We start from the raw sequence: 11,617 nt of genomic DNA on the forward strand, positions 1-11,617 counted from the left end.
AATCCCGCCGGGAGATGCTTAGTCTTCATCAAACCCGGCGTTGAATAGCGCGATCACCGCCGCCAGCGCTTCGACTTCCTGCGGGCCGCTGGCCTCCACCTCAATTTGACGACCTTTGGCGGAATCGAGCATCAGCAGGGCGATAACGCTATTGGCTTCCGCCTCCGTGCCTTCGTCGTTGCGTAGCAACACTTCCGCATCGAAATTCTGCATTAGCTCGAAAAGCTTCATCGCCGGGCGCGCATGCATGCCCAGCTTGTTGGTGATTTCAACGGTTTGCTTGACGGTCATGATTTACGTTTTTCCAGCGTCCGGTGACGAGACTGCACGTTCTTACCGCGCGAGCGGAAGTAGTCAGCCAGCTGTTCGGCAATATAGACCGAGCGATGCTTACCGCCGGTACAACCAATGGCCACCGTCAGATAGCTGCGGTTATTGGTTTCCAGCATTGGCAACCAAAGCTCCAGATAGCTTCGGGTCTGATAAATAAAGTTATGCACTTCCGTATGGCGATCGAGGAAGGCGGCAACCGGTTTATCGAGGCCGGTCATGGGGCGTAGCTTCGGATCCCAGTGCGGGTTCGGCAGGAAACGGACGTCAAAAACGTAATCGGCATCGATCGGGATACCGTGTTTGAAGCCGAATGATTCAAAGACCATCGTCAATTCACGTTCGCGTTTACCTAGCAGGCGGGTACGCAGCATCTCGGCCAGTTCATGCACCGACATTTCGGAAGTATCGACGATCAGGTCCGCGCGCGAGCGCAGCGGCTCGAGCAGATCGCTCTCTTCGTCGATCGCGCTTTCGAGCGACAAATTCTTGCTGGAGAGCGGATGCAAGCGGCGGGTATCGCTGTAGCGGCGGATCAGGGTATTGCGGTCGGCATCAAGGAACAGCAGCTGCGGGGAGAAGGATTCCGGCAGGTTCTGCATCGCTTGTTCAAAGATTTCCGGTGATTCCGGCATATTACGCACGTCGATGCTGACGGCCGCGGAGATATCGCGGTCGGCCAGCGTTCGCGCCAGCTCAGGTAACAGCACTACCGGCAGGTTATCCACACAGTAGAAGCCCATATCTTCCAGCGCTCGCAGGGCGACGGATTTCCCCGAGCCAGAGCGGCCGCTGACGATCATCAGTACCATGTACCGTTTCTCCTCAGTACGATAAAGGTTAAGGCGCGACTCACGTTAAGCGTCATCGCTGCTTCCTGCTTCGGTGATGATCTCATACAACTCTTCATCGCTCACCGCAGCGCGCAGGCGACGGCAGATGGTTTTGTCCGCCAGACGTTTGGCGACCAGCGAGAGCGTATGCAGGTGGGTTTTGGTTTGATCGGCCGGCACCAGTAGCGCAAACAGCAGATCAACCGGCTGATTGTCGATCGCATCGAAGGCGATCGGCGTTTCCAGCTGCACAAATACGCCAACGGCGCGCAGGGTATCCTCTTCAAGCTTGCCGTGAGGGATCGCAATGCCGTTGCCGATCCCGGTACTGCCCATTTTTTCACGGGTCAGGATCGCTTCAAAGACCACCTGCGGCGGCAAACCTAGCTGCTTCGCCGCCAGTTCGCTGATGATTTCCAGCGCGCGTTTCTTGCTCTGGCAGTGAACCTGGCTACGGGTACAATCCTGGTTAAGGACATTGCTCAGTTGTAGAGCGGAATCGTTGTTCATCATAATTTCACCTGAGCTGCCCTTATCCGCGGGCTGCGGATAAGGGCGATCGCCCGGACAATTAGTGTTGTTTCAGTTTATCTTTATGTTTTGTTAACTGTCTTGCCAGCTTATCGATAAGACCATCGATAGCGGCATACATATCCTGCCCTTCCGCACTGGCATGGATTTCGCCACCGTTGACATGCAAATTGGCGTCCGCGATTTGCGTCACCTTCTCTACTTTTAACACAATATAGACCTGGTTGATCCTATCGAAAAACTGCTCCAGTTTGCTGAACTTCGTGGTGACGAAGTCGCGCATAGCAGGAGTGATCTCGACGTTGTGTCCTGTAATGTTGAGCTGCATAGTGTCTTCCTTATCGGTTGTGTCAGACCAGTTGTTTGCGCTGGTTTGACGGCGGAATGGATAAAGACTCTCGGTACTTAGCAACAGTGCGCCGTGCCACCATAATACCCTGATCGGAGAGCATGGTGGTGAGCTTGCTGTCGCTCAACGGCTTCGCGGGGTTTTCCGCGGCGATTAACTTCTTCACCAGCGCGCGAATGGCGGTAGACGAGGCTTCGCCGCCGCCTTCGGTATTCACATGGCTGGAGAAGAAATACTTCAACTCAAAAATACCGCGTGGACTGTGCAGATATTTTTGCGTGGTAACGCGTGAAATTGTTGATTCATGCATCTCGACGGCCTGGGCGATATCCGCCAGCACCATCGGTTTCATAAATTCTTCGCCCTGCTCAAAGAAGGCCTGCTGCTGTTCGACGATGCAGCGGCTGACGCGCAGCAGGGTATCGTTACGGCTCTCAAGGCTCTTAATCAGCCAGCGGGCTTCCTGCAGGTTGCTGCGGATAAATTGGCTGTCGGCGTCGTTGCGCGCATTATTGCCCATCGCCGCGTATTGCTGATTAATCTTCAGCCGCGGAATGCTATCGGAATTGAGCTCGACAACCCAGCGGCCGCTAACCTTGCGCACCAGCACATCCGGGATCACGTACTCCGGCTCGCTGGTTTGTATGGACTGCCCCGGCCGCGGATCCAGCGACTGGATCAGGCAAACCGCCTCTTTCAGAACGTCTTCTTTCAAGCGGGTGACGCGCATCAGGCTGCGGAAATCGTGGTTGGCCAGGAGATCAAGATGCTCGCTGATGATCAACCGTGCCTCTTCCAGCCACGGCGTCTCTTTGGCAAATTGTGAAAGCTGGATCAGCAGGCAGTCACGGAGATCCCTGGCGGCGACGCCGACCGGATCGAAACGCTGCACGCGTTTGAGTACCGCTTCCACTTCCTCAATGCCAATTTCATCATCTTCGATACTATCGACAATGTCCTGAATGGGAATAGTAAGGTAGCCGGTATCGTCAACGGCATCGACGATGGAGGTGGCAATCGCGCGGTCGGTATCGGTGAAAGGCGTGAGCTCAACCTGCCACATCAGATAATCCTGCAGGCTCTGGGTGGTTTCACCCTGATAGATCGGCAGTTCATCGTCCTGGTAGTCGACGCCATTACCCGACGGCGTGCCGGCGGTGTAGATTTCATCCCAGCTGGCGTCCAGCGGCAGCTCATCCGGCATCTCTTTTTGTTCGAGCGCGTCGACGGTATCCAGGGACTCGCGGTCCTCGGCTTCTGTGGTTTCAACCTCTTCGTGAAGATCGGTTTGCTCAAGCAATGGGTTACTCTCCAGCGCCTGCTGGAGTTCTTGCTGGAGTTCTAACGTAGACAGCTGCAACAAGCGGATGGCCTGCTGCAGTTGGGGCGTCATGGCAAGCTGTTGGCTTAGCCTTAATTGCAAACCTTGCTTCATGTTCAGGGTCAATATCTCCGGCTAAAACGTCTATAACCTCTACCCTATCAGAGTCTGAAGTCTTCCCCAAGGTACACGCGTTTAACCTGCTCGTCTTCAAGGATTTGCTGCGGGGTGCCGTGGGCGATGAGATGGCCCTGGCTTACGATATAAGCTCGTTCACAGACCGCCAGCGTCTCCCTGACGTTATGGTCAGTAATGAGTACGCCAAGCCCGCTGTCGCGCAGGTGTTCGATGATGCGTTTAATATCGATAACGGAGATGGGGTCGACCCCGGCGAACGGTTCATCCAGCAGGATGAATTTGGGGTTCGCCGCCAGCGCGCGGGCGATTTCGACGCGGCGGCGTTCACCGCCGGAGAGCGCCTGGCCCAGGCTATCGCGCAGGTGTTCGATGTGGAATTCTTCCATCAGCTCTTTAGCGCGATCTTCACGCTGCTCGCTGCTGAGATCGTCGCGAATCTGCAGCACCGCCATCAGGTTATCGTAGACGCTCAGGCGGCGGAAGATAGAGGCTTCCTGCGGCAGATAACCAATGCCGCGGCGCGCGCGCGCGTGCAGCGGCAGCAGACTGATATCTTCATCGTCAATGATAATGTTGCCGGCATCGCGCGGCACAATGCCCACCACCATATAAAAGGTGGTGGTCTTACCGGCGCCGTTCGGGCCCAGCAGACCGACGATTTCACCGGAGTTGACGGTCAGGCTGACGTCTTCCACCACGCGGCGGCCTTTGTAGGCTTTGGCGAGGTTTTTTGCAGTTAATGTTGCCATAACGGATTACTTACCTTTCTTTTGCTGATCGCCGCTTTTGTCCTGCAACTGCGAAGGCACCAGTACCGTAGTCACGCGACCGCCTTTGTTGCTGAAGGCCTGCATTTTCTGCTCTTTCACCAGATAGGTGATTTTATCGCCCTGAATATTGCTATCCAGCTGTTCCAGATGCGCGTTACCGGTCAGCACCACGAAATCGTTCTGCAGTTCATAATGCATTTTCGACGCGCGGCCTTTCACCGGTTTGCCGTTGTCCTGCATCTGATAGAAGGTGGCCGGATTGCCGAAACCGTCGATCACCTCTTTGCCTTTTTCACCGCCAGGGCGGGTAACCACGACTTTGTCGGCATTGATCTTAATGGTCCCCTGGGTAACGACCACGTTACCGGTGAAGGTCACGACGTTACCCTGCATATCCAGCGACTGCTGATCGGATTCGATGTGAATCGGCTGATCGGTATCGCCGGTTTTTGCCAGAGCCGGCAGGCTGGCGGCCAGAAGCGCGCTTGCGAGCGCAATGTTAAGGCTGAGTTTGTTTGTTCTGAATTTCATAAGAGGTTCTAACCTTTTCAATCAGCTCGGCATTTTTGCTGCGTAGGTTCCCGCGCATTTTCAGGCCGCTGGAATTAAATGTTGTTCCGTATAACGTCACCATATCGTCAGAGGTTACATCCTGGGTCACCAGGTTCACCTGCGCGTTATCGGTGGTAATTTTGCGCAGTTGAGAGTCGGGGCTCAACGCGTCGACCTCAACGTGGCCGTAAAGATACAGCATACGGTCGTTGGTTAACTTGGCTTTATCCGCTCTGATTGACCAGGCCGGAACCTTGTTGGTATCAAAGGTAGTCATTACCGGGTTGGTGAACCACGATACTTCTTGTTCGGAAAAGTATTCGACATGCTCGGCTATCAGACGATAGCTCAGCGCGCCTTCCGGGCTGTACACCACGGTATCGGTATGCTCGCTTTTATACGTCGGATCGTTAGGATTGACCGCGACGGTCGCGGTGTCGTCCGTACTCGCCAGGTTCAGGCCGATCAGGATCAACGCGACCAGCGATAGTAAGATGATAACCCAACGTCTGGTTTTACTCATATTGATTGCCCTTTGGCCTCATCAAGCTTGCCCTGCGCCAATAGTAACAAATCGCAGACTTCGCGTACCGCGCCGCGTCCGCCGTTAATTCGCGTGACATAGTTCGCCCGCGGGAGCAGCAGCGGATGCGCATCGGCGACGGCGACGCTTAAACCGACCTCCGCCATTACCGGCCAGTCGATCAGATCGTCGCCAATGTACGCGACTTCATCGGGGCGAACCGCCAGTTTGCTTAATAATTCGCGAAACGCCAATAGCTTATCGGACTGACCTTGATACAGATGCGTAATGCCCAGCGTCTGGCAGCGGTCTTCTACCAGTTTAGCTTTTCGCCCGGTAATAATCGCGACTTCAATACCGGAAGTCAGCGCGCAGCGGATCCCGTAGCCATCGCGGACGTTAAACGCTTTCAGTTCTTCGCCGTTGTTGCCCATATAGATAAGGCCGTCGGAAAGCACGCCGTCGACGTCGAGGATCAGTAAACGGATCTTCGCCGCCCGGTCGATAAATTCCTGGCTTACCGGCCCGTAGCAGGTGTCGACCTGGGCATCAGCATTATTCATTATTTTATCCTTACTTACACTACGCCAGCGCGCAGCAGATCGTGCATATGTACCACACCTAGCAGTCGGTCGCCATCGGCAACCAGCACGCAGGTGATATGGCGGGACTGCATCAGGTTGAGCGCATCTACCGCCAGCATGCCCGGACGAATGCGGATCCCGCCTGGGGTCATGACTTCAGCGATGCTGGCGTTGCGCATATCGACGCCGGTATCGAAGACGCGGCGCAGGTCGCCATCGGTGAAGATGCCGATGATATTCATCTCGTCATCGCAGATGGCCGTCATGCCTAAATTCTTACGGGTGATTTCCAGCAGCGCATCGCGCAGGGTGGCCTGCAGGCCGACGTGAGGGATCTCATCGCCGGTATGCATAATATCATTGACCCGCAGCAGCAGCTTACGACCAAGTGCGCCGCCGGGGTGCGACAAGGCGAAATCTTCGGCGGTAAAGCCGCGGGCTTCGAGCAGCGCTACGGCAAGGGCGTCACCCATCACCAGCGCGGCGGTGGTGCTGGAGGTCGGCGCCAGTCCTAGCGGACAGGCCTCTTTCGGCACTTTCACACATAGATGAATATCGGCGGCGCGCGCCATGCTGCTGTCCGGACGGCTGGTGACGCAGATAAGCGGCACCTGCTGGCGTTTAAGCACCGGAATCAACGCCAGAATTTCATTAGATTCACCGGAATTGGATAGCGCGATGACCACATCCTGCGGCGTGACCATCCCCAGATCGCCGTGAGCCGCTTCACCGGGATGGACAAAAAAAGCCGAAGTACCGGTACTGGCGAAAGTCGCCGCCATTTTGCGCCCGATATGACCGGATTTACCCATGCCCATCACCACGACTTTACCGCCGCAGCGGAAAATCGTTTCACAGGCGCGGGTGAAATCTTCATTAATATACTGATCGAGCTGGGCCAGACCTTCACGTTCAATTTCCAGAACCTGACGTCCTGCCTGTTGAAAGTCAAAATCCGTTGGCAAATCTATTTGCGACATGATGTTATCCCAATTCATTCAATGAAGAACGGCGCAGAACAGAACAGTAGCGCCAACCAAACCATAAAGCCGCCGACCAGCAAGGCGCCCGCTACGCGTCCCGGCTGCCGTTTGCGCCGCCAGCACAGCAGCGCGAAGATAGCGCTGACCAGCAGCATTACGCTGTAGTCGCGCGTAAAAGCTTCGGCAGGGAAGGCGCCAGGGGCGATTAACGCTGGCAGCCCGAGTACCAACACAAGGTTAAGGATATTCGCGCCAATAATATTCCCGATGGCGATATCGTCTTCCCCTTTTCGTGCGCCGGCGATAGCGGTGGCCAGTTCCGGCAGGCTGGTGCCGATAGCAATAACCGTTAAGCCGACCGTCAGCTCGCTAATGGCGAAATAGTTCGCCAGCACCGTGGCGTTATCCACCACCATGCGGGTGGCCATCGGCATGACGATCATCGCCACCCCGAGCCACAGCAGGGCGACGGGCAGAGAACCGCCGCGCGGCAGCTCCGCCAGCTGTTCCCGGGTCAGGCTATCGCTGCCCTGGCGTTCCGCCAGGCGCGCTATCTTTAGGGTAAACACCAGCCACAGTATGGCTAGCGCCAGTAAAAACAGCCCGTCCAGACGCGACAGTTGACCATCGTAAAGTACAAATCCCGCCAGTAAACTGACCAGCAACATTAACGGCAATTCGCGGCGCAGGATATCAGAATGCACGGTAAATGGATGGAGCAGGGCGGCAAGACCGAGAATTAATAGAATATTAGTAATATTGGATCCCAACGCCGTGCCGATCGCCAAATCGGTTTGTCCGTGCAGGGAAGCGGCGACGGAAACGATGATCTCCGGCAGGCTGGTACCGATGCTCACGACAGTCATGCCGATGATGAGCGGCGGGATCCCCATCATGCGGCACAGTATTGAAGCGGCGTATACCAGACGATCGGCGCTGTAAACGACCAGCAGTAAACCAATTATTAACAGAGCCGTTGCTAAGAGCATCTAAAGTCCTTTCTTCAGGTATAATCGTCGCCTCGCTGGCCGTCCGTACGCAGCGTAACGAATTCTTAATTTTGACTTTATGTGTGGCAAAAGTAAAACAAATGCCAGCTTTCGCTAACCCGGGCAGGTAAGATTCTGTAAAAATGTTGGGTTTGTGGTGAAAGAAAGCGCCATGCTTAGCCCGAAGGTTTAGTAAGGATGATTTTATGAGCCAAACTCTGGCGAATTTAGTCGAGGTTCGCGGTATTCGTTTCTCTCGGGGCGACCGCGTCATCTTCGATGATATCTCGCTATCGGTGCCTCGCGGCAAGATTACCGCCATTATGGGGCCATCGGGGATCGGCAAGACGACCCTGCTGCGTTTGATCGGCGGCCAGATCCCGCCGGACAGCGGCGAGATCCTGTTTGACGGCGAAAACGTGCCGCAAATGACGCGCTCGCGGCTGTATACCGTGCGTAAACGCATGAGCATGCTGTTTCAGTCCGGCGCGCTATTCACCGATATGAACGTGTTTGATAACGTAGCTTACCCGCTGCGCGAACATACCCAGTTGCCGGATGCGCTGCTGCATACCACCGTCATGATGAAGCTGGAGGCGGTTGGGCTACGCGGCGCGGCGAAACTGATGCCTTCTGAACTCTCCGGCGGAATGGCGCGGCGCGCGGCGCTGGCGCGGGCGATTGCCCTTGAGCCGGATCTGATCATGTTTGACGAACCCTTCGTCGGACAAGATCCCATCACCATGGGCGTATTGGTTAAACTTATCTCAGAGCTGAATAGCACCCTGGGAGTGACCTGCATTGTGGTATCGCACGACGTACCGGAAGTGCTGAGCATTGCGGATTACGCCTACATCGTGGCGGATAAGAAAATCGTTGCCCACGGCAGCGCGCAATCGCTGCGTGAAAATAGCGATCCGCGCGTGCGCCAGTTCATTGATGGCATCGCTGACGGCCCGGTGCCGTTCCGTTATCCTGCGGGCGATTACCACCATGATTTATTAGGCAAAGGGAGCTAAACGACTCATGCTATTTAATGCGCTGGCAGCGCTCGGACACCGCGGCATCAAAACCACCGCGACCTTCGGGCGCGCCGGATTAATGCTGTTTAATGCCGTGGTGGGCAAGCCGGAATTTCGCAAGCATGCGCCGCTGCTGGTACGCCAGCTGTATAACGTCGGCGTGCTATCGATGCTGATTATTATCGTCTCGGGGCTGTTCATCGGAATGGTACTGGGGCTGCAGGGTTATCTGGTATTAACGACCTATAGCGCTGAGACCAGTCTGGGCATGCTGGTGGCGCTGTCGCTGCTGCGCGAACTGGGGCCGGTGGTGGCCGCGCTGCTGTTCGCCGGGCGAGCCGGTTCGGCGTTAACCGCCGAGATTGGCCTGATGCGGGCGACCGAGCAGCTCTCCAGCATGGAGATGATGGCGGTGGATCCGCTGCGCCGGGTGATTTCGCCGCGCTTCTGGGCCGGGGTCATCTCGCTACCGCTGTTGACGATCATTTTCGTCGCCGTGGGGGTCTGGGGCGGTTCGCTGGTTGGCGTAAGCTGGAAAGGCATCGACGCAGGGTTCTTCTGGACCGCGATGCAAAATGCCGTCGACTGGCGAATGGATCTGGTTAACTGCCTGATTAAAAGTCTGGTTTTTGCCGTTACGGTAACCTGGATTGCGTTATTCAATGGTTATGACGCTATCCCCACTTCCGCTGGAATTAGCCGGGCAACGACGCGCACCGTGGTGCATTCGTCGCTGGCGGTTCTGGGGCTGGATTTTGTGCTGACTGCGCTGATGTTTGGGAATTAAGTTCATGCAAACGAAAAAAAATGAGATCTGGGTAGGTGTGTTCTTACTGGCGGCGCTGCTAGCGGCGCTGTTTGTCTGTCTGAAGGCGGCGAACGTGACCTCGTTGCGTACCGAACCGACTTACCGTCTTTATGCGACCTTCGATAACATCGGCGGTCTGAAAGCGCGTTCACCGGTGCGTATCGGCGGTGTGGTGGTCGGTCGCGTTGCCGATATTACCCTCGATCCGAAAACCTATCTGCCGCGTGTTGCCATCGATATCGACGAAAGCTACAACCACATTCCGGATACCAGTTCGCTGGCGATTCGTACTTCCGGCCTGCTCGGGGAGCAGTACCTGGCGCTGAACGTCGGTTTCGAAGATCCGGAACTGGGCACCGCTATTCTTAAAGACGGCGGTACGATTCAGGACACCAAGTCCGCGATGGTACTGGAAGATCTGATAGGCCAGTTCCTCTATAACAGCAAGGGCGGCGATAATCAGAATTCTGACAATGATAAGGCGGCGGCTGAGAGTCATACTGACGCTACGCCGCAGGCCGGCATGACGCATTAATTTCAGGAGAGACAAGATATGTTTAAACGCTTACTCATGGTCGCCATGCTGGTGATTGCTCCACTGACCGCCGCGCATGCCGCGGATCAAACTAACCCGTATAAGCTGATGGACGAGGCGGCGCAGAAGACCTTCGATCGTCTGAAGAACGAACAGCCGAAGATCAAAGCGAACCCAAACTATCTGCGTGATATCGTCGATCAGGAACTGCTGCCTTACGTGCAGGTGAAATACGCCGGCGCGCTGGTGCTGGGCCGTTACTACAAAGAGGCGACGCCTGCACAGCGTGAAGCCTACTTTGCCGCCTTCCGCGAATATCTGAAACAGGCTTACGGTCAGGCGCTGGCCATGTATCACGGGCAGACTTATCAAATTGCGCCTGAGCAGCCGCTGGGCAGCGCAACCATCGTACCGATTCGCGTCACCATCCTCGACCCGAATGGCCGTCCTCCGGTACGCCTGGACTTCCAATGGCGTAAAAATACCCAGACCGGCAACTGGCAGGCTTATGACATGATCGCCGAAGGCGTCAGCATGATCACTACCAAACAAAACGAGTGGAGCGATCTGCTGCGTACGAAAGGCGTTGACGGTCTGACCGCGCAGCTGAAAGCTATTTCTGCCCAGCCTATCACTCTGGAACAGAAAAAATAATGGGCGAGCAACTGAGCTGGAACCGCGACGGTGAACGCCTGGCGTTGCGCGGCGAACTGGATCAGGAATTTATACTGCCGCTGTGGAACGCCCGCGCGCAGGCCACCGACGGCGTATCCACTATCGACCTCAGCGATGTTTCGCGGGTCGATAGCGCCGGAGTGGCGTTGCTGGTTCATTTTGTCGCGCTGGTACGCCGGCAGGGCAAAACGGCGCAAGTGGTAGGAAAAAGCGAAAACCTGCAAACGCTGGTGAGTCTTTACAACCTTCCGGCAGACATGATCCCGTAAATTTTTCAGTAGGTTAATGCTGAAGCTATTCTGAAAGCCCCATCAATCTGTTCGATGGGGCTTTTTGCTTGTTTAAGACAGCGCCACTTTCCTCTAAGATGTTGGGCTGTTTTCACACTCAGAAAAATGTGATCCCATGGAAAATCATGAAATTCAGACCGTGCTGATGAACGCACTCTCCCTTCAGGAAGTCCACGTCTCTGGCGATGGCAGCCACTTTCAGGTTATCGCTGTGGGTGAGATGTTTGACGGCATGAGCCGGGTAAAAAAACAGCAGGCTATCTACGCGCCGCTGATGGAATATATTGCCGACAATCGCATTCATGCGCTGTCGATCAAAGCGTTTACCCCGCAAGAATGGGCGCGCGATCGCAAACTTAATGGCTTTTAAGCTGTAGGGATGTT

At 55.5% G+C, this 11,617-nt stretch carries 17 protein-coding genes; 6 read left to right on the plus strand and 11 right to left on the minus strand.

All coding sequences use genetic code 11. The features are described 5' to 3' along the window. Positions 1–18: 18 nt before the first annotated feature. Genes npr through ABLV66_RS02655 form a run of 11 tightly spaced genes read right to left on the minus strand, consistent with a single transcriptional unit; the run spans position 19 to position 7,903 of the window. A complete protein-coding gene (gene npr, locus ABLV66_RS02605; protein WP_002918431.1) occupies positions 19–291 on the minus strand; it encodes a PTS phosphocarrier protein NPr in 273 nt (90 codons plus the stop codon). Next, a complete protein-coding gene (gene rapZ / locus ABLV66_RS02610; RefSeq protein ID WP_015369491.1) occupies positions 288–1,142 on the minus strand; it encodes an RNase adapter RapZ in 855 nt (284 codons plus the stop codon). Before rapZ ends, npr begins: the two co-directional genes overlap by 4 nt. 45 nt (positions 1,143–1,187) lie before the next feature. Then, positions 1,188–1,676, minus strand: coding sequence for a PTS IIA-like nitrogen regulatory protein PtsN (gene ptsN / locus ABLV66_RS02615; protein ID WP_015369492.1), 489 nt, complete (start codon positions 1,674–1,676; stop codon positions 1,188–1,190). 58 nt (positions 1,677–1,734) lie between these two features. Next, entirely contained in the window at positions 1,735–2,022 is a 288-nt protein-coding gene (gene hpf / locus ABLV66_RS02620; RefSeq protein ID WP_004125711.1) for a ribosome hibernation promoting factor, read from the minus strand. Between the two features lie 22 nt (positions 2,023–2,044). Further along, complete coding sequence (gene rpoN, locus ABLV66_RS02625; protein ID WP_047044697.1) at positions 2,045–3,478, minus strand: RNA polymerase factor sigma-54; 1,434 nt, start codon at positions 3,476–3,478, stop codon at positions 2,045–2,047. 47 nt (positions 3,479–3,525) lie between these two features. Next, the gene (gene lptB, locus ABLV66_RS02630; protein WP_004206203.1) at positions 3,526–4,251 is read right to left on the minus strand and encodes an LPS export ABC transporter ATP-binding protein; all 726 of its coding nucleotides are present in this window, start codon (positions 4,249–4,251) and stop codon (positions 3,526–3,528) included. Positions 4,252–4,257: 6 nt separating this feature from the next. Beyond that, positions 4,258–4,803 (minus strand): lipopolysaccharide ABC transporter substrate-binding protein LptA, encoded by a 546-nt coding sequence (lptA, locus tag ABLV66_RS02635; protein WP_015369494.1) that lies wholly within the window; start codon positions 4,801–4,803, stop codon positions 4,258–4,260. After that, entirely contained in the window at positions 4,772–5,347 is a 576-nt protein-coding gene (lptC, locus tag ABLV66_RS02640) for an LPS export ABC transporter periplasmic protein LptC (RefSeq protein WP_047044700.1), read from the minus strand. The genes lptA and lptC overlap by 32 nt, the downstream gene beginning before the upstream one ends. After that, positions 5,344–5,910: a 3-deoxy-manno-octulosonate-8-phosphatase KdsC gene (gene kdsC, locus ABLV66_RS02645; RefSeq protein ID WP_015369496.1), complete on the minus strand. Its 567-nt coding sequence runs from the start codon at positions 5,908–5,910 to the stop codon at positions 5,344–5,346. Before kdsC ends, lptC begins: the two co-directional genes overlap by 4 nt. Before the next feature lie 14 nt (positions 5,911–5,924). After that, entirely contained in the window at positions 5,925–6,911 is a 987-nt protein-coding gene (gene kdsD, locus ABLV66_RS02650; protein WP_015369497.1) for an arabinose-5-phosphate isomerase KdsD, read from the minus strand. Positions 6,912–6,925: 14 nt separating this feature from the next. Then, positions 6,926–7,903, minus strand: coding sequence for a calcium/sodium antiporter (locus tag ABLV66_RS02655; protein ID WP_047044703.1), 978 nt, complete (start codon positions 7,901–7,903; stop codon positions 6,926–6,928). Between the two features lie 206 nt (positions 7,904–8,109). Here ABLV66_RS02655 and mlaF point away from each other — a divergent pair, with 206 nt between their 5' ends. The 6 genes from mlaF (at position 8,110) to ibaG (ending at position 11,603) form a co-directional block, all read left to right on the plus strand. Continuing rightward, a complete protein-coding gene (gene mlaF, locus ABLV66_RS02660) occupies positions 8,110–8,922 on the plus strand; it encodes a phospholipid ABC transporter ATP-binding protein MlaF (RefSeq protein ID WP_015369499.1) in 813 nt (270 codons plus the stop codon). 7 nt (positions 8,923–8,929) lie between these two features. Further along, positions 8,930–9,712 carry a lipid asymmetry maintenance ABC transporter permease subunit MlaE gene (gene mlaE / locus ABLV66_RS02665; protein ID WP_015369500.1) on the plus strand — a complete coding sequence of 261 codons (783 nt, stop codon included), beginning with the start codon at positions 8,930–8,932 and terminating at the stop codon, positions 9,710–9,712. A gap of 4 nt (positions 9,713–9,716) precedes the next feature. Further along, a complete protein-coding gene (mlaD, locus tag ABLV66_RS02670) occupies positions 9,717–10,268 on the plus strand; it encodes an outer membrane lipid asymmetry maintenance protein MlaD (protein ID WP_045394997.1) in 552 nt (183 codons plus the stop codon). Positions 10,269–10,286: 18 nt separating this feature from the next. Further along, entirely contained in the window at positions 10,287–10,922 is a 636-nt protein-coding gene (gene mlaC / locus ABLV66_RS02675; RefSeq protein WP_045394964.1) for a phospholipid-binding protein MlaC, read from the plus strand. Continuing rightward, entirely contained in the window at positions 10,922–11,212 is a 291-nt protein-coding gene (gene mlaB / locus ABLV66_RS02680; protein WP_047077788.1) for a lipid asymmetry maintenance protein MlaB, read from the plus strand. Before mlaC ends, mlaB begins: the two co-directional genes overlap by 1 nt. A gap of 136 nt (positions 11,213–11,348) precedes the next feature. Continuing rightward, the gene (gene ibaG, locus ABLV66_RS02685) at positions 11,349–11,603 is read left to right on the plus strand and encodes a BolA family iron metabolism protein IbaG (RefSeq protein WP_015369504.1); all 255 of its coding nucleotides are present in this window, start codon (positions 11,349–11,351) and stop codon (positions 11,601–11,603) included. Positions 11,604–11,617 lie beyond the last annotated feature (14 nt).

It is taken from the genome of Klebsiella sp. CN_Kp073, from assembly GCF_040065495.2.
GTDB classification, from domain to species: domain Bacteria; phylum Pseudomonadota; class Gammaproteobacteria; order Enterobacterales; family Enterobacteriaceae; genus Klebsiella; species Klebsiella aerogenes.